Here is a 24,661-nt window from a genome sequence, read left to right on the forward strand (position 1 = left end):
CCCTCTATGATGAAGAAGAGATATCATATGTGTATTTGCACATCTTCCGAAAGCGAGGGGTTTTTATGTTTTTTGAAAAAATGATTGAGCGAGGGAAACTGGTTATCGTGTTTCTTCTCGTCGCAATCGTCGTGGGCGTGCTGACGTTCTTCCAGCTCCCTAAACGTGAGATTCCGGAAACCGGGATCAATATCGTACTCGTTCAAACACCGTATCCTGGTGCGACAGCGGAAACGGTTGAACGAAGTGTTACCGGTGTATTAGAAGAAGAACTGCGTAGTCTAGAAGGCGTGGAGAACGTGACGTCGATCTCGGCTTCAGAGTTTTCGAACATCACGGTCGAATACGCGGACGGCACCGACCAGGCAGAGTTTCAGGCGAACGTTCGACAAGCGTTGTCGGATGCGACGCCTAAACTTCCTGAAAACGCGCTCGCGCCAACGGTCAATGATTCACTCGGGCAGTTACCTGTCGCATCGTACTTATTGACAGCAGACGATCGTGAATCGTTCGAGGATGTTCGATCAGACATCGAACAGTTAGAGTCGAAACTTCTGCGAACGGATGGCGTGACGGGAGTCACGATCAAAGGGTTACCAGAGCAGGAGTATGTCGTGTCACTTGACTCGGAAGAGCTGAGTTCACGTCAGCTTGCCTTCCCGGACGTATTGACGGCCATTAACGAAGAATACAAGACGACACCGCTCGGCCGTCAATCGACTGAAGAGGGGATTTATCAACTGGCAATCGATAACTTGACGAATGTAGACGATATGGAGCAAGTCATCGTCGGCTCATTCAATGGGGAACCGGTCTTACTAGCAGATGTCGGGACGGTCGAAGAGACAGCGAAAAGTGAAACCGATCTCGTTTCATTAGACGGAAAGCCGGCTGTTTCGATTACAGTTCCGATTGAGTCGGGCTTGGATATTCCAACGATGCAAGACCGTGTCAACGAGGTAGTCGAAGATGGTCTTGGAGACTTAGACGGTTTTGAGCTCGTTCCATATTATGAGCAGGCAAAAGCGGTCGATGCGATCTTCTCATCGCTGACGCGTGAATTTATTGTCGCCATCATTGCTGTCATTGCCGTGACGACGATTGGTCTAACATTCTCTGGCTCGATTATCGTCAGTCTGGCAATTCCACTCTCATTCTTGATCGCCTTGATCCCGTTACAGTTTACCGGGGTCGATTTGAACCAAATCTCGATTATCGGGGCAATCATCGCCTTAGGGATTTTGGTTGATGATGCGATTGTCGTCAACGACAACATCTTACGACGGTATCGTAACGGAGACTCGGCGATGCTTGGAGCAGTCCGAGGAACGAAAGAGGTATGGGGCTCGATCGTCACGTCGACACTCGCGGTCGTCTTTGCTTTCCTTCCGCTCACCTTGCTATCGGGCGCAAACGGTAACTTCATTCGCGCCTTGCCGACGGTTCTAGCCCTCTCTGTCTTGGCCTCGATGGTCATCAGTTTGACGCTCGTACCGATTGCGCAGTATCGTTTGAATCGTAAAGAAGTGAAAGTATCAAAACGTGAACCAGGTTGGCTCGGCGGACCGCTCAACCGACTCAGTAATTTCTACGCCGACCGCCTCTTACCGAGTGTCGCGAAGCGTCCGTGGACGTTTGGAATTGTCGGATTTGTCATCACGACGGCATTGTACGGTTTGATTTTACTCACGCCGTTTGAGTTCTTCCCAGCCGCGAACCGTCCGGAAGTCGTGACGAGTGTGACCTTCCCCGTTCAAACGGATTTGGAAGAGACAGAGACACGTCTTGAAGAAATTGAAGCGAGATTTAAAGAAGAAGAGGGTGTCGTGGAAACATCCGTCTTCGCTGGAGGCGGTCTCCCTGGTTTATTCACGGGTGGACTCGATCAGTCTGGTGAAAACACGGGGCAAGTGGTCGTTCGTGTCGACAACGAATCAATCGATGCCATCGAATTGATTGATAAGTATACGAACGTGTTGCGTGAAGACTATCCGGACGCCGAAATCTTCTTAGATACGCAACAACAAGGACCGCCGGCATCCGCACCTGTCGAATTCACGATGCGCAGCGAGACGATTGATCAACTCGTGGCTGCACGTGACCAAGTGAAGGCCGACCTTGAAGAAATTGACGGGGCCATCGTCCTCGATAATATTAAAGAACCGTTCCAAACACTCACATACGAATTAAATCGTGAGGAAATGGCACGGGCTGGCGTGACGGCAAAAACAATCAGTGATCAGATTCGTCTCGTCACAGACGGTGTGCCGATTGGTACATTCGATGACGGAGTGGAACAGCGTGACGTGAAAATCGTCATTGATGCAGAGGCGAACCGCGAAGCACTCGCCCTTGACGAGATTTTAATTCCTGTCCAAACAGAAGCAGGTCCACCTGTTGCCCCACTCAGTACGTTCGTGACGGAGACGACAACAGAACAAATTCAACAGATTCCTCGTGAGAATGGGGAGCGCTCGGTCACACTCCAAATCTATGCAAGCGAAGGCACGGATGAAGAGGCATTTAAACAAGATGTCGAGCAGGTGTTGGATGACGCGAAGTCGGGGTTAGAGGATGAAGGGATCACGTTCGACCAGTCCGGTGCGAGCGACACGCAGAACGAGTTCTTCTTAGAGCTTGCGACATTGTTCGTCGTCGTCTTGTTCTTGATTTACTTGATCATCGCATTCCAGTTCAACTCACTCTCGTTGCCATTACTCGTCTTGTTCACAATCTATCTCGCGATCGCTGGAGCGGTCGTCGGATTGTTCGTGACACAGACACCGTTCAGTTTCATGGCATCGATGGGGATGGTCTCGCTTGCGGGAATCGTCGTCCGGAACGCAGTCGTCCTGTTCGAGTTTATCGAACAACGCATTCGTGAAGGATTACCGGTCACGACCGCCGTTTACGAAGCAGGGCGCGCTCGGATTCGTCCGATTCTCTTGACGGCGCTCACGGCAGTCGTTGCCCTCTTACCAGTCGCACTTGGGGAAGACCCGCTCTTCAAACCGCTTGCGATCGGCATCGTATCGGGTATTCTATTCTCGACTGTATTGACTCTCGTTCTTGTTCCGGCGTACTACCTGATTTTGGCGAAACGTCGTCATAAGGACAAACCGTTTACAGAATGATTTAGCTTGAAGATGTGATGCCGTATGGTGTCACATCTTTTTTTGAACCATTTGTCACATGTTTTGGGTGATGTTGTATGGGTATAATTAGAAGAGAGGTTTTGAACAGTATGGGAGGGAATTGAAGATGAACGATTCATATACTTGGCTCAATCGCCGCAAAGTACGACCAGCGTACAGTGTGACCGGGAGCCGTTCGTGGTCGAGTGAACGCGTCGTTCGACCAGATCGCGCACGTGGAAAGATGGTACGTGATGTGAAACGTGTACGTCGCCCGTACGTAGACGAGTACGGCAATCGTCGTTGGACGACGGGGCGTGTGGTCGTCACGGATGCATCACGCAAGGCGCGGGCACATGGACATGGTGATACAGCCGTACAATTAGAATTCTCGACACCAACGCCATATGAACGTGTGAAAGAGATGATCCCGACGAAACGTGTTCTCGTTCCGGTCGTTGCCGGACTCGCGGTCGTCGGTGGGATTGCCGGTGTCGCCTATGCACTCCGTAAAAAGAAACGGAATAAGAAGAATTAAAAAAATCGCCGAAATTTCGGCGATTTTTTTAGTTGAAGCGTTCAGCGAGGATGCGCTCGAGTTCACGTTGCCCGAGTTCACGCATTTCTGCTTCATTCTCTTCATCGTATGCATCATCCGAGAAGCGGCCGACAAATTCAACCTTGCCATTACCGAGTTCACGGAACACTAAGTTTTTGCGATCGTTGTAAAAGACGACACGGTATTCACGACCATTTTCATGATCGTAGTTGAAGACGCCTTTGATGTGGTCCATGTTCTTCTCTTCGGGCTGATCCTCATCATCGTCCTCATCTTCTTCTGCTTCAGCAGCTTCATTAGCTTCATCAAGCGCGTCGGCGAGGACTACCGTTTCTTCTTTTTCTTCCGTCTCTTCCTCAGATGAGACGACTTCTTTTTTTTCTTCTTCTGTCATGTGAAACGACCTCCTTTGCTTACTTTCCTATCATACCCACTTTTTATAGTTGTGACTACTCAAAATGATGCGAACAAACACGGACGACATTCGAAGATGACATGATCAACCGTTGAAATAGCTGACGCTTGATCGATTCCGGGGCATCCACGGTCTTGAGCGCCTGTTCCATGCATCCAAGCCAATGGCCTGCATGTGTCTCGGAAATGGGATGCTCATGATGAATCATCGCCAAGTTTCCACCGCCACGACGTTCAGAATACAACTTTGGACCGCCGAGCAACTGTGTTAAAAATTCAAATTGGTGCTGTTTGACTCGATCTTGATCTTCCGGAAATAGTGGAAGTAAAATTGGGTCGGCATAGACGAGGTCATAAAACGCGTCAACGAGCTGTTGTACACCACGTTCGCCTCCAAATTGTTCATAGGCACTCACATACATTCCCCCTCATACGTTCAGTCTAATCGATTTCAATCGAAAAAGGGAATGATGTAGGCTACTACTTTTTTGGATAAGGTATAGAAGAGGTTTCCCTCTACAAATGCTTAGGGATGGTTCATAATGAAGAAAAAAGGGAAGGAGTGTTCGCTAAAATGACAGTGACCTTTCACGTTGGTCGATCGGGGACGGGAAAAAGTGAACAAATGATCCATGAGGTCATTCAAGAACTTAAACAAAACCCGAGCGGACCGACGATTTATATGATTGTACCGGACCAAATGTCGTTTGAGATGGAAAAGAAAATGGCGACAGTCGATGGTTTGCATGGCTCGACGCGTATTCAAGTCCTTTCGATGCGTCGTCTCGCCTTTTTGATGATGCGAGATGCCGGCGTAGCGACAGATCAATTCTTAGACCAGACGGGGACCCATTTGTTGTTACGGAGGGTCGTCGAGATGAGCGAAGAACGATTGACCTTGTTCCGCCGTACGATGAATCAGTTCGGATTTTATGAAGAATTGAACCAATTGATCTCGATGTTGAAGCGAGGGCTTGTTGAACCGGAACATTTGTTGCGGTTAAGCGAACAGGCGCAGCACCGTGCTCTGAAGCTACAGGACCTTTCCATCATCTATGAAGGATTTTTAAAGATGACGGAAGGCAAGTCACTCCATGCAGAAGACTATTTCAACGTCATGTTGCAAATCATTCCGGAGACAGATTTGACGGATGTACATGTCTATGTGGACGGATTCAACGAGTTTTCAGAGCAGGAGTTGGCGGTGCTCGTCGCACTCGCAGAGAAGGTCGATGTCGATGTGTTGCTGACAATCGATCCTGTCTCCTTGTATCGCCTCAATCCATTGTTTGGACCGACGCAGCGGACGCTCATGCGTTTCAAAGAACTGTTGGCAGAACGGCAGATTCCTTCTCGAGACGAGCTGTATGATACCGTCTATCGTTACACGCATCCGAGTCTCCGTTACCTTGAGGCCACATTCGACCAATTGACGGCGGAACCTTACACTGGTTCAGAGAACCGGATTGATTTACATGCCGCAGTCGACCGGACCGTCGAGGTGGAGGCGGCGGTTCGAGAAGTCATCCGTCTGACACGTGAAGAAGGGTATCGTTATCGGGATATTGCGCTCGTGTCACGCTCACTCGACGAATATGGTGATTTGGAATCTCAGGCGCTCCAAAAGATGGGACTGCCATACTTCCTTGATGAACGGCAACCGATGCTCGACCACCCGCTCGTCGAACTGTTGAAAGCGACGATTGAGATTGCTTTACGTGGATACCGAGAAGAGTCCGTGTTCCGTGCCCTGAAAACAGAACTCGTCGTCCTCGATCCGGTGCATCGTCGTACGTCCGTTGACCGGCTTGAAGCGTTCGTCATCGAGCGGGGAATCAAACATTACCATTGGCATGACGAATGGCAATTGCGCCGTCGTTCCGGGGAAGAAGCGCGACTCACGAGCGAAGAACTCGATATTGAGGTTGAGCTGAATCGATCGCGGGAGCGTGTCATCGAAACGTTTGATCCGTTGCTATCGGATTTGAAACAGGCGAAGACGATGCAGGCTTATACGCACGCCATGTATGCCTTTCTAGAGCGTGTCGGCGTATCAGACTGTTTGACGCACTGGCGCGATGAGGCGATTGAAGAGGCGGAACTACTCGAAGCGCGTGAGCATACTCAAGTATGGGACGCGGTCTTGCACTTGCTCGAACAGTTAGAGGCCGCAGCTCCGGAAGAGACGTTGTCGACGGACTTGTTCCTACAGATGATGGACACCGGGCTAGATAGTCTTCGTTATGCGCTCATTCCACCTTCGCTTGATCAATTGACGATAACGGATTATGTGCGTGGTCGATTGATTGATAAGAAAGTCGTCTTCCTGCTCGGGGCGAATGAAGATCAAATTCCTCTTGTCACGACCCAGTCGAAACTGTTGACCGATCAAGATTTGGATTTCATGCATGAGAATGGACTTCGTGCCGGCAAGGCGACAGAGCATTTGTTCGATGATGAAACATATTACTTATACAAAGCTGTGACAGCGCCGAGCGAGCGGCTATACATTAGCTACGCCTTAGTTGACAGAACGGGGAAAGCCGTTCAACCGGCGCGCTTTATCGCTGACTTGAAGGCGCGACTTCACCAAAATGTCATCAAGACTCATTTTGCTGAAGCAGGTGAGCACCGACCGCGTGATCAATTCGCCTTCTTGACGAATGTGAACCAGACGGCGGCGGTAACGGCACTTGAACTTCAGCGGTTGAGTCGTCATTATCCGATTCAAGATATGTGGTTTGCTGTCTACAATGAACTGTTGAAGCATCCAGATGGACGGGAACGTCTCCAGTTGTTGACGAGCGCCCTCTTCTATCAAAACATCCCGGAATCGTTGGACGATCGTGTCGCGAAATCCTTATATACTCCGTCGATTCGGGCGAGTGTCTCCCGCCTTGAGACGTTCCAAGCCTGTCCGTTCAAACATTTCGCAAGTTATGGCTTGCGTCTGAAGGAACGACGATTATACCGGCTCGAGGCTCCGGATATCGGGAATCTATACCACCGGACCATCGAACATATGTCGCAGACGGTGAAGATGGACGGAAAGGAATGGCGAGATGTCACCCCGGACGAGTGCTCCCATTTAGCGGAGCAGGCGGTCGAGCTCGTGACCCCAGAGATTCAGCATGCCATCTTGATGAGTTCGAATCGTTACGCCTACTTAAAGAAAAAATTGACGGACGTCGTCAGTAAGACGGCAGAAGTGTTGATTGAACAATCCAAACGAGACGGCTTTGACCCGGAAGCGTTTGAACTCGCGTTCGGCAGCGGACAATTTCCACCCGTTTCGTTCACTTTATCGAACGGGGCGACCTGTGAACTGGTCGGTCGAATCGACCGTGTGGACACTGCGATGGTCCACGACCAGCTATACGTCCGAATCGTCGACTATAAGTCGAGTAAACGTGAAGTCGACTTTGCAGAAATTTATTACGGTCTGGCGATGCAGATGCTCATCTATTTGAAGGTATTGATTGAGCAAGCAGAGGTGTGGACAAAAGAGAACGTGGCACCTGCTGCGGCGCTCTATTTCCACGTGCACCGACCACTCGTTCCACCTGCTAGTTCTGAAGAAGAGACGCGTCAAAAAGTATTGGAGTCATACCAGATGCAAGGGCTATTAGTAGATGACCCGGAAATTTTAGAGATGATGGACCGCTCGGCGAAAGGCACATCTAAAAAATCGATTGTCATCCCGGTCAAATATAAAAAAGATGGCACCCCTGACGCCAACACCTTGAAGAAGATTGTGACCCCTCCTCAGCTCGAACAGTTGATGAACCATGCGTTCGACGTCGTCAAAGCGAGTGCCGAGGAGATGTACAAAGGAAAAATTGACGTTGAACCTTATGAATATAAAGAACGGCGTCCATGTCAGACGTGTCCGTATCAGAGTGTCTGTCATTTTGACGAAGCGCTCTCGAATGCGCCACGTAAATTGAAGAAGCTTGAGAAAGAAGAGGTATTTCAGGAGTTAGGAGGCGATGACCGTGAAATGGACGAATGATCAGTTCGCCGCGATTGAAGCGAGAGGGAGTCACGTGCTCGTCTCGGCTGCGGCAGGGTCCGGAAAGACGGCAGTCCTTGTCGAGCGGTTGTCTAGTCGATTGCTTGATGAAACGGATGAACTCACGGCAGACCGGATGCTCGTCGTCACCTTTACGAATGCGGCAGCGGCAGAGATGAAACGACGAATCGCAAAGGCACTTGAAGAGGCGTTACGCGACGACCCGACAAATGAATATGTCCGAAAACAGCGGCAAATGTTGAACCGCGCACTCATTACGACCATCCATTCATTCTGTTTAGAGGTGATTCGTGAGAACTACTACCTATTAGATTTGGATCCGGCGTTTAAGATTGCGGAAGAACGGGACCTCGTCCTATTGCAGGATGATGTCTTAGAAGAAGTGCTTGAGGAAGAGTACGGGAAACAGGATACCGATTTCTTCGCTCTTGTCGATGCGTATACGTCAGACCGGGGTGACAGTGAAATCGAGGATTTGATTCTTGGTTTATACCACTATGCGCGCACTCTCCCAAATCCTGATGCTTATTTAGACAAACTCGTGTCCATGTATACGTTCGGAGAAGATCCTGATGAGGAAGCAATCTTGATTGAGTTTGGACAGATGCTCTGGCATGACATCGAAAAAGCCGTACGAGATCTTCGGAAACTTGAAGCGGAGCTTCGGGTCGCCGGGTATGAGCCACAGTCTGAAAACATCCGGCAAGCGATTTTTCCGTTCGAACAGCTTGAAGGGGAGACCATTGTCTGGAGTGAACTCGAGACGGCGGCTCGTGCGATGAAGTTTGGCACGATGAAGGCTGTTCCGAAAAAAGAGGAGCACCAGATTTACCACGAGGTCCTCAAACCAGCTTACGACCAAGCGAAGAAAAAATTGACGGCAGCGGTGGAACAGGCTCGAGTCAGCGGGGCGGACTTATTGGAAAGCGTCTCGATGCAACAACCGCTCGTTGAAACCCTCGTTCGAACGGTCCGTGCGTTCGGCCAAGCCTATGAGCAAGCGAAGCGCGACCGTGCTTTTGTCGACTTCAGTGACTTGGAACATTATGCGCTCGCCATTTTACGACAAGATGGGGGACCGTCCGATGTTGCGGCGCTTTATAAAGAACGCTTCGCTGAGGTACTCGTTGATGAATATCAAGATACGAACGAGATTCAAGAAACGATCATCAATCTGGTCGCGAATGAACGAGAAGAAATCGGGAATTTATTTATGGTGGGCGACATCAAACAATCGATTTATCGATTCCGCCATGCCGAACCGGGTCTCTTCATCGATAAGGCGACGCGCTTTAGACAGGCGAACACAGGGAAGCGGATCGACCTCTCTCAAAACTTCCGAAGTCGTTCCGAAGTCCTCTACGGAATCAATGATTTGTTCGTCCAACTCATGGACGAAGAGGTCGGCGAAATCGCATATGATGAGGCGGCCCAACTTGTTCCTGGACGTGAGTATGAACCGATTCCGGCGGACCCTGAGTTTATTTTAGTCGATGGCGCGAGTCGTGAGTTATCGAAGCAAGAAGTAGAAGGACGGGCGATCGCTACGCGCATCTTAGAACTCGTATCGGGAGACGAACCGTTTAAAGTGACGGATGAATCAACTGGTCAACTCCGAAACTGTGAATATCGGGATATCGTGATTCTCGTTCGTTCGAAAAAAGAACGTGTGGAGCAATTGATGGATATTTTGACACAGTACAATATTCCGGCCTACACCGACTCGGATGGCGGGTATTTTCAAGCGACCGAGATTCGGATGATCCTGGCACTTTTGAAAGTGATTGATAATCCACTTCAAGACATCCCACTTGCCGGTGCGCTGCGCTCCCCGATGTTCCGTTTTGATGATGGTGAATTGGCACGGATTCGACTTGAATCAGAAGATTCTTTCTATGAGGCGCTCAAGGCGAAAGCGGATGACGATGATGAGCTTGGCGTAAAATGTGGCGAGATGCTTGACCGCCTCTCCCGTTGGCGTACTTATGCACGAAATCATAGCCTGTCGGAATTGATTCAACAGTTATTCAATGACACCGGGTTTTATGACTTCTCAGGGGGATTACCTGGAGGAAAAGGGCGGCAGGAAAACTTGAAGGCACTTTATGACCGGGCCCTAGCCTATGAGCGTAGTGGCTATCGAGGTCTTTATCGCTTCTTACGTGTGATGGACCGACTACAGGATACTGGTGAAGATTTGTCAGAGGCGCGGTCGCTCGGGGACGAGGAAAACGTCGTTCGTATCATGACCGTGCACAAGTCGAAAGGACTTGAGTTTCCGGTCACGATTGTTGCCCAACTCGGAAAACAATTTAATAAACGCGATCAAATGCAACGTGTCATTTTCCACAAACAGTACGGCATCTCACTCGATGCGATTGACGTCGTGACACGTACGAAATCGGAGACGTTCGTGAAAGAGATGATTCGACGAGATTTAGATGCGACGATGAAAGCGGAAGAGATGCGCGTGCTTTACGTGGCCTTGACACGTGCGAAAGAAAAATTGATTCTCGTGGGAACGGTAGGCGAACCACTCAAACACCTTCAGCAATGGCTTCAGGTCGGTCAATCTGGAGATCTATTGGCGAGTGAGGCGAGGCGAGAGGCAAAAACGTATCTCGATTGGATTGCACCGGCGCTTTTACGCCTTCCGAGTGCCACTTCGTTTATCGAATCATTCGGCTTCACGGTTCCCTCTACTTTCCAAGAATCGACTTCATGGATTTATCGTGTCATCGGAGAAGCGGACCTTGCGGAGATTGCGACTCTACAAGAGATGATGGCACAGTTGCACCACGTCCAGCGATTTGAAGCAATTGATTTTCCCATTCAAAATGAAGAGGAAACGATTCGTGCCGTTAAGCGGGCTTTGACCTACGAATACCCTGCACGGGATGCGGTGCGTACGGCGGCGAAACAGACGGTGACCGAACTGAAGCGGGCGATGCAACTCGAACAAGCCGCCTTCGAAGATCCGGTACGTCCGATCGATACTCCTTATCGCGAACCGAAATGGCGTCAAGTCAAACAGACCGGTGCGGAGCGCGGGACGACGTTACACTTGATTTTCCAATTGGCTGATCCGAATCAACCGATTGTCGATCAAATCAATCAATGGGAAATGCAAGGGATGCTCAGTCCGGTCGAGGCAGAGACAGCACGCCTCGCCATCCCGGATATCGAGATGTTTTTCCAAACGGAAGTTGGTCAAGCGCTCGCCGATGCACTAGAGCGCGGGACGGCATGGCGAGAGCTACCTTTCACCTACACGGTGCCGGCCGAACGCGTCAATCCGGATGGACACTTCACGGATGAGCATGTCTTGATCCAAGGGATTATCGATTGTCTGTATTTCGATGGGGACTCGTATGTGCTCCTGGATTATAAATCGGATGCTGTCACGCATTTATCCGATTCCCGGGAAGACGCACATGAGCGGTTACGAGAGCGATATGCGATTCAATTACAATTATATCGAGAGGCAATCGAGACGATTTGGAATATTCGGGTCGAGCGGACTTTGATTTACTCACTTGATCTACAAGGAATCGTGACCGTGTCGACTAAATAAATGTGAATAAATGAAGAGCGATGTCAGTTATATGACACTGCTCTTTTCTTATGTGCACATTCACATTCGATTTCGTTGACAATCAAGTTGGAGAGGAGTAATTTATTTTATATAAAGAATTGTTCCATATAGAACAATTCGATACGGAACGATAAAGGAGTGAATGAGGATGACCGAGACAAATACAAATCGAGCACGGGAGATGATGCAATCATTTTGGCGTGTGCAGCGTGTCCTGATTCGTCTCATGCATCAGACGGCGCAACAAAACGATCTCACATTACCTCAACTGCACGGTCTGATGATGTTGAATGAACAGGGTGCGATTACGCAAAAGGAACTGGTTCAGCGAACGAGAATGCCAAAGAGCACGTTAAGTCAATCGTTAGATGGTCTCGTGGAGAAAGGATTGATTCGTCGGGATATCAACCCGGATAATCGGCGAGAAGTTGTGTTGACGATTGACCAATCAGGTAAACGCTTGATTGAGGAGATTGAGCGACAAGAAGAAGGGACGGAATATCAATTGAATCAAATTTTGTCTCGTCTCGATGAGGATACGTATCATCATATGATTACAGCCCATCAACATATTGCGGATGGATTGAATGAAGGGCTCACAGATTGTGAAGGAGTGTTTCGACATGATTAAGTTATTGAAACGTCTCGTTACTTATAAGTGGGCTGTTCTGATAGTTTTATTGTTTGTGTTCGCGCAGTCGTTAGCAGATTTATTTTTACCGACGTTGATGGCGGACATTATCGATAATGGGGTCGTGACGGGCGATACCGGCTACATTTGGCGAATGGGCGGAATCATGCTATGTGTCACGGGACTTGGAGCCCTTGCTGCCGTTGTAGCCAGCTTTTATTCTTCAAAGGCGGCGATGGGGTTTGGTCGTGATTTGCGAAGACGCGTGTTCAATCATGTGGAACGTTTCTCACTTGAAGAGTTCGATCGTGTCGGGACGGCTTCACTCATCACCCGGACGACAAACGACATCACGCAAGTCCAGCAAGTCATCATCATGATGCTACGGATGGTCGTGAGTGCGCCAATCATGTTTGTCGGTGGATTGATCATGGCGACCTCGAAGGACGCAAAGTTGTCTCTTGTCATTGTTGCCGCCATGCCGGTACTCGTCCTCTCGATTTTCCTCATTTTTTGGAAGGCGATGCCGTTGTTTAAAAAGGTACAGAAGCGATTGGATCGACTCAATCTTGTTCTCCGAGAAAATTTGACGGGCATCCGTGTCATTCGGGCATTTAACCGTGAAAAAGAAGAACAGGTTCGATTGACGGAGGCGAATGAACGGTTGACGGACGTCTCAATCAAAGTGAACCAAATCATGGCGTTCCTCATGCCGGTCATGATGCTCGTGATGAACTTGACCGTCGTCGGTGTCATTTGGTTCGGAGGGATTCGGATTGATAACGGTGCGATGCAAATCGGAGATTTAATGGCGTTCATTCAATACGTCATGCAAATCATGTTCGCACTCGTCATGGCCTCAGTCATGTTCATCATGGTTCCTCGGGCCTCAGTGTCTGCCAACCGGATCAACGAGGTGCTCGAGATGACCCCCTCACTGATTGATGACGGGACAAAGACCGCGGACGTCGAGAAAGGGACACTCGAGTTTGATCACGTCACTTTCTTTTATCCGGGGGCTGAAGAACCAGCATTATCCAATGTGAGTTTTTCGGCGAAACCAGGGGAGGTCACAGCGGTGATTGGAGGTACGGGGTCTGGTAAATCGACACTCGTCAATTTGATTCCAAGATTTTACGACGTGACGTCTGGGACAATTCGTGTGAACGGTGTCGATGTTCAAGCGGTCCCTCAAGAAGAACTTCGTTCGAAGATTGGGTTCGTTCCTCAAAAAGCGTTGCTCTTCACAGGTACGATTGCGGAGAACATTCGATATGGGAAGGCCGATGCAACAGCGGAAGAGGTCGCTCATGCCGCCTCCATCGCGCAGGCAAATGACTTTATCGAGAAAATGCCAGACAGATATGAGGCTGTGATCGAACAAGGTGGGTCAAACGTGTCGGGTGGTCAAAAACAACGTCTGTCGATTGCGCGAGCACTCGTTCGAAAACCGGATTTATATGTGTTCGACGATAGTTTCTCGGCACTTGATTTTAAAACGGATGCCGCTCTTCGCAAAGCATTGAAAGAAGAGACGAAAGATGCGACGGTACTGATTGTTGCGCAACGTGTCAGTACGATCATGGACGCCGATCGAATCATCGTTCTAGAAGAAGGAGCCGTTGCAGGAATCGGGACACACGAAGAATTATTTGCGACGAATGCGGTCTATCAAGAAATCGTGAAATCGCAATTGTCTGAGGAGGAAATCGCATGAGTGAGAAACAAGCAAACACGCGACAAACTCATGGGGGACACGGTGGTCCAGGAGGTCCAGGCGGTGGAAATATGATGATGATGGGCGAAAAGCCAAAAGCATTCAAAGTCACGTTCCGTCGTCTACTTGCCTATTTGAAACCACGTCGAAACACATTGATTGCTGTGTTCGTCGCGGCGATTTTAAGTACGATCTTTATGATTGCCGGTCCAAAAATCATGGGAATCGCCATCACCGAACTGTTTGAAGGGGCGTATGCGAAATTTACGGGAGTACCGGGCGCGGAGATTGATTTCACGAGGATCGGACAAATTTTATCGCTCCTCGCGGGTCTTTACGTCATCAGTAGTCTATTCAACTACGTGCAACAGTATTTGATGTCCGGTGTTGCCCAAAAAACGGTCTATGATTTGCGCGAAGACGTGAACAAAAAGTTAGAACGACTTCCGCTCAAATATTATGACGGACGCTCGAACGGGGAGACATTGAGTCGGGTGACGAACGACATCGACTTGATTGGGAGTACGCTTCAACAGAGTGTCACGTCTTTCATTACTTCCATCGTCACTATCGTTGGGATTTTAATTATGATGCTGTCGATCAGTCCTCTGTTGACGGTCATCTCTCTTGTGTCCCTTCCGCTCACGATTTTTGCGATTCGTCCGATTTTGAAACGGTCGCAACAGTACTTTTCCGATCAACAGCGTCACCTCGGGCGACTGAACGGCCATGTGGAAGAAATGTATACAGGGCACGCGGTCGTCAAAGCGTTTGGTCGGGAAGAGACAGCCGTGCGCGAGTTTGACGATGTGAATGAGGAACTTTACGATGCAGGACGGAAAGCACAATTTATTTCTGGGATCATCATGCCGATGACGATGTTCATCGGGAACATCAGCTATGTGTTGATTAGTGTGGTCGGCGGTATTTTGGTCACGCAGCGCAGCATCTCGATCGGGGATATCCAGGCGTTTATCACCTATACTCGTCAGTTCACCCAACCGATCACCCAGACGGCGAATATCGCGAACATCGTCCAATCGACAGTTGCCGCGGCGGAACGTGTATTTGAACTTTTGGATGAAGAAGAAGAAGTGAAAGATGTGACGACCTATCAATTAGAACGTGCCGAAGGAAATGTCACGTTCCGTCATGTCGACTTCGGATACGGTGACGACCTACTCATTCAAGATATGAACCTCGATGTGTTGACGGGCCAAACGGTGGCCATCGTCGGTCCGACAGGCGCTGGCAAAACGACATTGATTAATCTCCTGATGCGCTTCTATGAGTTGAACGGGGGAGAAATTTTAATCGATGGAAAAGACTCGCGTAAAATGTCGAGACAAGATTTGCGTCATACGTTCGGAATGGTTTTACAAGATACGTGGCTCTTTAATGGAACGATTCGCGACAATATCGCCTATGGGAAAACAGGTGCGACGGAGACGGAAATCGTCAACGCGGCGAAAACAGCGCACGCGGATGCATTCATTCGAACGTTGCCTGACGGATATGACACCGTGTTGAATGAAGAGGCCAATAACATTTCGCAAGGGCAAAAACAATTACTGACCATCGCGCGAGCGGTTCTCGCAAATCCACCGATTATGATTTTGGACGAGGCGACGTCGAGTGTGGATACGCGTACTGAGATTTTGATTCAACAAGCGATGAAGCGGTTGATGAATGGGCGGACGAGTTTCGTCATCGCTCACCGTTTATCGACCATCAAAGATGCAGACTTGATTGTGGTCATGGACCAAGGACGAGTCATTGAGCAAGGAACGCATGAATCGCTTCTTGAAGCGGGTGGTTTTTATGAAGAACTTTACAATAGTCAGTTCGCTGAAAAAGAAGTTGTATAATCGGAATACAGGTTTTGGGGCAATGTGATTAGGCAAAAGACGTACGAGATGAGTTTCGTACGTCTTTTTATTTTGTGTAACAATTACAAATCCGTTAAAATAAAAAAATGGGATAAAAAATGGAGGAACAATTATGGTTAAAATCTTACTTGCGGAAGACGAAGAAGTGCTACGCATGCTTGTTATGGATACATTAGAAGATGAAGGATATGACATCGACGAGGCACAAGATGGAATTGAGGCCTATCGATTGATTGAAGAAAATGAATATGATTTGGTCATTGTGGATCATATGATGCCCGGCATGACAGGGCTTGAAGTGATTGAAAAAGTACGGAAGTTACCAGGGCGGCAAGAGACGAAAGTGATGATGTTGACGGCGAAAAGCCAACAATCTGACCGTGATTGCGCGAACGAGATTGGTGTCGACTACTTCATTTCTAAACCGTTCAGCCCACTTGAACTCGTCAAAATCATAGGAGGCATCGTGAAGTGAAAAGGTGGTTTAAACAAAAACTCGGACGCGACATCATGGTCGTCCTTTATTCCTTCCTCGTCATTGCGTTGGTCGGATCGGCATTGACATATGTCTACATCGAGAACCGCTTAGAGGCGAATGAAGCGAGATTACGTCAGTTAGACGAACGCGTTAACCGTTTGACTACGCTTTGGGATGAGTGGCAGGCTGACCAATATGATACACGAGGCTATCTCTTGTTCGGTGACACCGCGTCGCTCGAACGTTCAAGTGCGAACGAGGCGAAATTTCAACAAGAAATCAATTGGTTCAAAACACAAGTCCAGACGCGTCAAGGTGAGCTGTTCGCAGAAGATCTTCAGCAATTCCACGACTTTTACTATGATGTGATTATTCCGGTGACGTATGAATATGCCCAAGCCCAACAAGATGGGGAAGTCACAGAGACGTTTATCGATGCCCAAACGATTGCCGAGTTGCCGACGGCTCAGCGCCTGATTGATCAAGGGCTTGTCCAATTTAATCCGCAACGCGGAATCGACATCCTCGGACCGATTGATGAGGTAGAGTCTGCGCTCGGGGAATATCGTAAATTGATGGCATCTGAAAAAGAGAAAGTCTATATAGAATGGCGACAGAACAACAATATGCTTCAATTCTTGTGGATCATGAGCATCGCCTCGTTCGCCGTATTAATCTTATTGTTTGTCCAGCCGTTCCTACGCCGTCAAACACGTTTGATTTCACGACTTTCCATCGCATCGAACCGCTTGTTAAAAGGGGAAATCGTTGATTTGAGCGATCAGATGAAACGAGAAGATGAGATTGGGACGATGTCTCGATCGTTCCATAAGATGGCTGAGACACTTCGTGACAACGAACGTCATTTGATTGAGAAGAACCACGAACTACAGGCGCAACAAGAAGAATTGATTGCACAACAAGAAGAGTTGCAGGCACAGCAACAAGAACTAGAAGAAATTTTAGAACAGACGCAACAAAACGAGCAACACCTCGCGTATCGGAATGAATTGACGGAGACGTTAGCATCACGCGATTCGCTTACGGCCTATCCGGAAATCATCGAGAAACTGGTCACGATTACAGATTCAGAGGTCGGTGCACTCGTGTTTGTGGATGAGTCCGGCACGTATCGCGTGACGAGCCACGGCTTGAACGACACGTTGTCTCGTCAGTTGCTCGATAGCGAAAATTCCGTATTGACGCGCGCAATGACATTGAAGACGACGGTACACTCGTCGAAACAAGTCGCGAGCGACCATCCGCTCCCGTATCCGTACTATATGTTTGAGACGGCGGTACCGGTCCATGACCCGACAGATGATTCAATCATTGCCTTCATCTATCTGGTCCGATACAAAGATCGTTTCACCCAAACCCAGATGGGCGACATCATGTCATTCGCTCGTCAGCTCTCGCTTTCTCTCTTACGGATGCGTCTATTTGAAGAGATGAAACGGGAGAAAGGAAAGACGGAGCGAATTCTCGATTCGATTCGAGAAGCGGTCGTCTACATCGACCACTCGACGAATGACGTGTTCGTCAACCGTCCACTCTATGAGATGTTCCCTGAGTTAAGTGACGTCAGTTCACAAGACCTTGAAGAAGAAACGTGGGAAGAATGGCGGAATCGTCTTGTTGAAACGGTCGATCAAGCGGAGGACTTCACAAAGTATACGAATCGCCTATTCACCGAAGATTTCCCGCATGACAGTGTCAGCTTCTCGATCCGTAAAGGCGAAATGAACTTGCAGATGTATGCAGAACGCATCATTGTCGGTGGTCTATCGAAAGGTACGCTTCTCGTCTTCCGTGATATCACGAGTGAAACAGAAGCGGAGCGATTGAAGAGTGAGTTTATCTCAACGATTTCGCATGAATTGCGTACGCCGCTCTCGTCCATCTATGGATTCACTGAACTGATGGTCAAGAAACAGTTGCCGAATGAAAAACAAGCTAAATACTTGGAGACCATTCACTCCGAGACGGAGCGTCTGACACATCTCGTCAACGACTTCCTCGATGTGCAGCGAATGGAATCTGGTAGTCAAATGTATGACCGGGAACAGCTTGATATCGAACCGGTCGTCCGAGACATGTTGACGTTCTATGAGGCATCGTCATTAAAACATGAATTCGAATTGATTGCAGATGATGCACGTCCTTATGAATTGTTCGTCGATTGCCAGAAGTTCAAACAGCTGATGAGTAATCTATTGTCGAACGCTGTGAAGTATTCTCCACGGGGTGGAAAAATCACGGTCGAACTTGCGCATCACGAGCAAATCGTGTCCATTAAAGTGAAGGACGAGGGAATCGGGATTCCAAGCGACGCGCTCGATCGCTTATTCGATAAGTTTTATCGTGTCGACAACTCCGACAGTCGTGAAATCGGCGGTACGGGGCTCGGATTACCGATTTGTCAAGAAATCGTCCGTGGTCACAACGGTCAGATCCATGTGGAATCGATTCAGCATGAGGGCTCGACGTTCATCGTTGAAATTCCAAGCTATGAGTATGCTGTCCAAGAGGCAGAGACGACTCCTGTATAATGTATGGGCCATCCCTTGAGGATGGCTCATTTTTTTAGGGAATCGTTCGCTTGACCAATCGGGAGAGAGTTCGTGTACAATGAAGACTGTACAACATCATAAAGGGGGGCATTAGAATGCCACTGATTGCATTCTTGCACACGCACGTCACGAGCTGGATTTTGTTACTTATTTTGTTTGCCGTGGCCTACATTGGTTATAAGAACGGCAACAAGAGTGGAAAGATCGCACATATGGCGTTTCGACTCATGTTACTCATCGCATTCGGAACAGGACTTTATCTCTACCTTCAGTTGAATGGTGGCGGGACGTTCTATCACGTGAAAATCACGGTCGGTTTATTGACATTGATCTTCGGTGAGATGACGCTCGTCAAAGTCAAAAAGAAAAAACCGTCGAACGGACTATTTGGCGGATTTATCGTCTTGGCACTCATTACGATTTTCATCGGCTATGCATTGCCTTACGGACAATCTTTCTTCAACAGCTTTATTCAATAAGACGTTCCCACTTCGCACACCGAAGTGGGAATTTTTTGTTTGTACACAAATTATTAGGGGAAAATAAAAAAATCAGTAATTATGACGATGAGGTGAAACGATGGATCAGCAGATGATGGAATGGACACGAGTTTTACATGCACGAAAATGGATGAAACAAACAGAATCATTTTTACCCCTATGGCACGGCTATATCGGGTATAAGTTTGGACTATTCGATGCGCTTCAAGGTGGCGCGAGCATGGCGGAGATGAATTTACGTCTAAAGCGCCCATTGACACAACTTGCACTAGAGCGTTGGTTAGAAGTCGGGGTCGCCGTTCGTCATTTGAAGAAGAGAGGTTGGCGCTACTATCCGACGCGTGGATTGAAATATCAATTATCCGGTAACGATGAACGGAGTATTGGGTTCATGCTTCAAGAGATGATGGAGCTTCATATCCCAGCGTTAATCGCTTATCCGGAGTTTTTAGAGTCTGGGAAGCAAAAGACATTTGATGGGGCTGAACACGGTCAAGTCGTCGCGAAGACGTCGACACTCGTCGAAACGGTCGCATTTCCGATTGTTCAACAATTGTTACGACAGGCAAATGTCGAATCGATGCTCGATATTGGATGTGGGCACGGCGGCTACTTACGTAAATTACAAGCGCTCGAACCGAGTTGGGAACTGACGGGCATCGATTTAGAGGAAGAGGTAATCGAAGAGGCACAATCACGAGACGAGAGTGGTGACATTCATTTCGAGGTCGCCGACTTCATGAACTGGGAAACAGACGAGCAATTCGATGCGGTGATGATGAACAATATGCTGTATTATTTCTCGCCGGAAGAGCGGGTCAAGTTGCTTGGGAGACTACGGGAACGATTAGAAGAGAAGGGGGTCGCCATTCTCGTGACGCCGCTCGCCGAAACAGCGCTCGGTGGACGATTCGCTTCTGCGTTCAATGCATTCATGACACTCCACGATAATCTGTACCCGCTTCCGACCATTCCACAATTGCGCCGGCAGATGCAAGAAGTCGGTTTTGAACAAATCCGCTTCATCCCATTCATTCCCGAAGGTTCTTGGTATATCGTCATCGCCGAGCGAGGAAAGACGAATCTGCTCAATCAACCGATTCAAAATTGAACTTGTCTCCCGTCATTCCTATAATGATAGAGAAGCATAAGAGACTATTCACATAGGGAGTTGTTGAGTGTGTCGAAACAAAGAGTTGCCGTTATTGGGGCAGGACCCGGTGGATTGGCTGCTGCGATGCTACTGGCGCATCGCGGGGTAGACGTCACCGTATTTGAGAAACAACCGTTTGTAGGCGGCAGAACGTCACGCTTAGAAGTAGGCGAGTTTGCGTTCGACCGAGGACCTACGTTTTTGAATATGCCGTATATTTTAGAAGAAATTTTTGAAGAGACGGGACGTAATCTGCATGATTATGTCGAGATGAAACAATTGGAGCCGATGTATGATTTGTACTTTGACCGTGGGACGCGTCAACTCTCGATGACAACAGATCGTGATCAGATGTATCGTGCCATCGAAGAACAATTTCCTGGGAATGGGGAAGGCTACGAGCGGTTCATGAGTGAACAGGCGATCAAACTGTCTAAATTGATGCCTGTGCTTCAGACCGCACATGACAAGCTCACTGACTATGTCTCGTTGCGCGTACTTAAGGCGCTACCGTTTCTCTCAATCGGTAAATCGCTTTATGACGTCTTGTCCGAGTACTTCACGAGCGAAGAGCTGAAGTATGCGTTCACGTTCCAGGCCAAATATTTAGGGATGTCCGCCTGGGAATGTCCGGGTGGATTCTCCATCTTATCTTACATGGAACACGCCTACGGAGTGCATCACCCGATCGGCGGAGTGAACCAGCTGTGTCATGCGATGGCGAAAGTGATTGAAGAAGAGGGAGGCGTCATTCGTTTAGGCGAACCGGTAGAACGTCTTCTCATGGATGGTCGGAACGTGACGGGTCTCGTGTCCGGAAGTGTCCATTATGCGTTTGATGAAGTTGTGATTGGTGCGGATTTCGCACATGCGATGACGTCGCTCGTTCCAGACGGTAAACTATCGAAGTGGAGTCCGACTCAACTCAAGAAGAAACGTTACTCGTGCTCGACATTTATGCTTTATCTCGGGCTCGATCACGTCTACGAGGATGTGGCGCATCACTCGATTCACTTCGCGGACGATTATGAATTGAATGTTAAAGAGATGACACAAGAGTTGAAATTGAGTGAGGACTTCTCGTTTTATGTACAGAATGCCTCACGTATCGACCCGACACTTGCGCCTCCTGGCAAGTCATCGCTTTATGTTCTCGTACCGGTACCGAACAATTTATCTGGCCTTCCATGGGAGACGTTACAAGCGACCATGACAGAGCGCGTTCTTGATGCGCTTGAGACACGTTCCCCGTACCGGAACATTCGTCAACACATCGAGGTGATGGAAGCATTGACACCTGAGGATTGGGAAGCGTTCGGTGTATATGAAGGTGCAACGTTCAATCTAGGGCACAACTTATCGCAGATGATGTACTTCCGTCCGCACAACCAATTCGAAGAGCTCGACAACGTCTGGCTCGTCGGAGGTGGGACCCACCCAGGAAGTGGGCTTCCGACCATCTTTGAATCAGCACGGATCACGACGAACCTTTTGCGTGACCGGGCAGGTGTCGGCCGATGAATATTAGCTTTGTCGGGGCAGGGGTCGGTACATTATATGCCGCTCTTTTATTGACGAAACGCAACCCGTCACTTCAACTCACGATTTATGAGAAAGAGGCACGGGTTGGTGGACGCTTGAACTACGTTGAATTCGATAATGGGGCGAAAGTCGATGAAGGTCCAACGATCGTCTTATTGCCGAGTAAACTGAAGCAACAATTGATCGAGGCGGGTCTTCCTGAACATGAAGTAGAGTTGATTGAAGTCAATCCGCTTTATCGCTTGCGGTATCAAGACGGAACATCGTTCTTTAAATATCGAGAAATCGAGAAACAGGCGGAAGAAATCGAACGAGCTTTCGGTGAAGGAGATGCTTTCCGTCAGTACATGTCCCAAAAGAAAGAAGAGTATCGGATTGGCTTCGATACGTTTTTAGATCGTAGCTATGCCTCGAAGACGGAGTTATTCGAGCCTAAACTGCTTCTCCTTCTCATGCGGTTAAAAGCATATGAGACGGCTCATGCGAACATGAAACGCTTCTTTAAAGACGAGCGTTTACGTGTCGCCTATAGTTTGCAGACCCTCTATATCGGTGGAAATCCTTATGCCACGCCTTCTTTATATGGACTCATCCCTTATCGTGAACAAGAAGAAGGAGTCTGGTATGTAAAAGGAGGATATTTCTCGCTAGCGACGAAAATGGAACAAGAGTTGAAGCGTCGAGGTGTTCGTTTCGTGATGAATGCTACCGTTAATCGTGTCCATGTGACGGATGGGGTGGCCGATGGCATCACGGTCAATGACGAATATGTACCGTATGATGCCGTCGTCGTGAACGGGGATTTTCCACTCATGGAGCGCTTGATTGATGATGTGACGCCAAAAACGTATGAACCGTCAAGCGGTACGTTACTTCTTTACTTCACCGTCAATGGCGAACTTGATTTACCGGTTCATCAATTCGATTTACCGAATGATTTTGAAGGATCGATGCGTACAATCTTCGAGGATGGTAAACTAAGTGAGTATCCAGCGATGTACACCTTTAATCCATCGCGAATGGATGCGACTCTTGCGCCAGAAGGAACGAGCGTATTATATGTTCTTGTCCCGGTTCCGCGAAAATTGGAACGGGAAGACTTTGAGTCACAAGGGACAATCGAACATCTATTAGAAAGAATCGAGGCATTCATACCTGATTTTCGTGAACGTGTCATCGAGATGAAAGTACGGACACCGATGGATGCTGAGCGATTCGGATTGTTTGAGGGAGGAAGTTTTGGGATTGCACCAAAGTTATCCCAGTCAGCCGCCTTCAAACCACAGGCGAGACCCTTCCCAAAAATCGAACGTCTTTATGCGGTGGGTGCATCCGTCCATCCATGTGGTGGCGTACCCATCGTCATGATTGGGTCACAATTACTTGTGAAAAAAATGGAAGAAGAAATGGGGGCAATGCATCGTGACGACACAAGAAGCGTATCGTCAATGTGAGGAAATCATGAAGAAGGGCTCGTTGACCTTTTATCGGGCCTTCTCTTTGCTCTCAAAACCAGACCGGCAAGCAGTCATGGCCGTATATACGTTCTGTCGCACTCTCGATGATGCGGTCGATGAATCAGACCGTCCAGAAGAGAGTTTGGCAGTATTTTTGCATGACTTCGACCGCTTTTTAGCCGGTTACGACCTAGATGAAGCATTATGGGTTGCCCTTCGTGATGTATGGAAACGCTATGACATGGACGTCGAACCATTCTTTGAGTTGGCGGAAGGGATGAAATGGGACTTACATAAGTCGCGGTATGAGACGCTCGAAGAGACCGAGCAGTATAGCTATTATGCAGCGAGTACGGTCGGCTTGATGCTCCTCCCGATTCTAGTCCCAAATCAGGACGAAGCGACGACACGTCAGCTAAGACAAGGCGCCATCGACCTTGGCATTGCGATGCAGCTGACCAACATTTTACGAGATGTCGGTGAAGATTTGAATCGAGACCGCATCTATTTACCACGTACGATGATGCGTCAGTACGGTGTGAGTGAAGAGATGTTACAACAACGAGAAGTGACCCCTGTCTTTATCGATTTATGGGAGACCTTGGCGAGTCGAGCAGAGTTCTTGTATGCACGGGCACGGGAAACCCATCATCTGTACCCACTTGCGAGTCGAAAGCCGGTCCAGGCAGCAGCTCTTCTCTATGAAGGAATTCTTGATGCAGCACGTGCGAATCGACATGACGTCTTCACGAAGCGAGCATACGTATCGACCTTACAAAAAGGAAAGTTGTTGGCAAAACTATAAGCAATCTGATTCCCTGTAGACGCTTGATGGCGTCTACAGTTTTTTGCGTAAAAAAAACCACTTTTGGCGGGGGACCAAAAGTGGCGTAAGCGTTATGTGATTCATTCATCGGGGAAATGAATGAATCGGTTTGTGATGAAGCCCTAAAGATGTGCCGGGATTCATGGGGAATGAATCAGTT

At 48.6% G+C, this 24,661-nt stretch carries 16 protein-coding genes; 14 read left to right on the forward strand and 2 right to left on the reverse strand.

What is annotated here, in order from left to right; genetic code table 11:
• The first annotated feature begins 65 nt into the window (after nt 1–65).
• Both EAT1B_RS12710 and EAT1B_RS12715 read left to right on the forward strand, forming a co-directional pair.
• Nucleotides 66–3,134, forward strand: coding sequence for an efflux RND transporter permease subunit (locus EAT1B_RS12710; RefSeq protein WP_015880957.1), 3,069 nt, complete (start codon nt 66–68; stop codon nt 3,132–3,134).
• Between the two features lie 127 nt (nt 3,135–3,261).
• Nucleotides 3,262–3,672 carry a hypothetical protein gene (locus EAT1B_RS12715; protein ID WP_015880958.1) on the forward strand — a complete coding sequence of 137 codons (411 nt, stop codon included), beginning with the start codon at nt 3,262–3,264 and terminating at the stop codon, nt 3,670–3,672.
• Between the two features lie 28 nt (nt 3,673–3,700).
• Here the strand turns inward: EAT1B_RS12715 and EAT1B_RS12720 are convergent, their stop codons facing one another.
• Both EAT1B_RS12720 and EAT1B_RS12725 read right to left on the reverse strand, forming a co-directional pair.
• Nucleotides 3,701–4,087 carry a hypothetical protein gene (locus EAT1B_RS12720; RefSeq protein ID WP_015880959.1) on the reverse strand — a complete coding sequence of 129 codons (387 nt, stop codon included), beginning with the start codon at nt 4,085–4,087 and terminating at the stop codon, nt 3,701–3,703.
• A gap of 55 nt (nt 4,088–4,142) precedes the next feature.
• On the reverse strand, nt 4,143–4,523 hold the full coding sequence (locus EAT1B_RS12725; RefSeq protein WP_015880960.1) for a truncated hemoglobin: 381 nt from the start codon (nt 4,521–4,523) through the stop codon (nt 4,143–4,145).
• A gap of 158 nt (nt 4,524–4,681) precedes the next feature.
• Here EAT1B_RS12725 and addB point away from each other — a divergent pair, with 158 nt between their 5' ends.
• From addB to EAT1B_RS12785, 12 genes are all read left to right on the forward strand, one after another.
• Entirely contained in the window at nt 4,682–8,119 is a 3,438-nt protein-coding gene (addB, locus tag EAT1B_RS12730) for a helicase-exonuclease AddAB subunit AddB (RefSeq protein WP_015880961.1), read from the forward strand.
• Nucleotides 8,097–11,714, forward strand: a complete 3,618-nt coding sequence (addA, locus tag EAT1B_RS12735) for a helicase-exonuclease AddAB subunit AddA (protein WP_015880962.1) — start codon at nt 8,097–8,099, stop codon at nt 11,712–11,714. The genes addB and addA overlap by 23 nt, the downstream gene beginning before the upstream one ends.
• A gap of 169 nt (nt 11,715–11,883) precedes the next feature.
• Nucleotides 11,884–12,366, forward strand: coding sequence for a MarR family winged helix-turn-helix transcriptional regulator (locus EAT1B_RS12740; RefSeq protein WP_015880963.1), 483 nt, complete (start codon nt 11,884–11,886; stop codon nt 12,364–12,366).
• Nucleotides 12,359–14,083: an ABC transporter ATP-binding protein gene (locus tag EAT1B_RS12745; RefSeq protein ID WP_015880964.1), complete on the forward strand. Its 1,725-nt coding sequence runs from the start codon at nt 12,359–12,361 to the stop codon at nt 14,081–14,083. The genes EAT1B_RS12740 and EAT1B_RS12745 overlap by 8 nt, the downstream gene beginning before the upstream one ends.
• Entirely contained in the window at nt 14,080–15,951 is a 1,872-nt protein-coding gene (locus EAT1B_RS12750; protein ID WP_015880965.1) for an ABC transporter ATP-binding protein, read from the forward strand. Before EAT1B_RS12745 ends, EAT1B_RS12750 begins: the two co-directional genes overlap by 4 nt.
• Nucleotides 15,952–16,084: 133 nt before the next feature.
• Nucleotides 16,085–16,447, forward strand: a complete 363-nt coding sequence (locus EAT1B_RS12755) for a response regulator (protein WP_015880966.1) — start codon at nt 16,085–16,087, stop codon at nt 16,445–16,447.
• Nucleotides 16,444–19,002, forward strand: coding sequence for a HAMP domain-containing sensor histidine kinase (locus EAT1B_RS12760; RefSeq protein WP_015880967.1), 2,559 nt, complete (start codon nt 16,444–16,446; stop codon nt 19,000–19,002). Before EAT1B_RS12755 ends, EAT1B_RS12760 begins: the two co-directional genes overlap by 4 nt.
• A 116-nt stretch (nt 19,003–19,118) precedes the next feature.
• Nucleotides 19,119–19,502 (forward strand): YisL family protein, encoded by a 384-nt coding sequence (locus EAT1B_RS12765; RefSeq protein ID WP_015880968.1) that lies wholly within the window; start codon nt 19,119–19,121, stop codon nt 19,500–19,502.
• A gap of 100 nt (nt 19,503–19,602) precedes the next feature.
• Nucleotides 19,603–20,634 (forward strand): trans-aconitate 2-methyltransferase, encoded by a 1,032-nt coding sequence (locus EAT1B_RS12770; RefSeq protein ID WP_015880969.1) that lies wholly within the window; start codon nt 19,603–19,605, stop codon nt 20,632–20,634.
• A gap of 69 nt (nt 20,635–20,703) precedes the next feature.
• Nucleotides 20,704–22,197: an NAD(P)/FAD-dependent oxidoreductase gene (locus EAT1B_RS12775; RefSeq protein ID WP_015880970.1), complete on the forward strand. Its 1,494-nt coding sequence runs from the start codon at nt 20,704–20,706 to the stop codon at nt 22,195–22,197.
• A complete protein-coding gene (locus tag EAT1B_RS12780; protein WP_015880971.1) occupies nt 22,194–23,672 on the forward strand; it encodes an NAD(P)/FAD-dependent oxidoreductase in 1,479 nt (492 codons plus the stop codon). The genes EAT1B_RS12775 and EAT1B_RS12780 overlap by 4 nt, the downstream gene beginning before the upstream one ends.
• The gene (locus tag EAT1B_RS12785) at nt 23,641–24,480 is read left to right on the forward strand and encodes a phytoene/squalene synthase family protein (RefSeq protein WP_015880972.1); all 840 of its coding nucleotides are present in this window, start codon (nt 23,641–23,643) and stop codon (nt 24,478–24,480) included. The genes EAT1B_RS12780 and EAT1B_RS12785 overlap by 32 nt, the downstream gene beginning before the upstream one ends.
• Nucleotides 24,481–24,661 lie beyond the last annotated feature (181 nt).

Source organism: Exiguobacterium sp. AT1b, assembly GCF_000023045.1.
Lineage (GTDB): Bacteria > Bacillota > Bacilli > Exiguobacteriales > Exiguobacteriaceae > Exiguobacterium.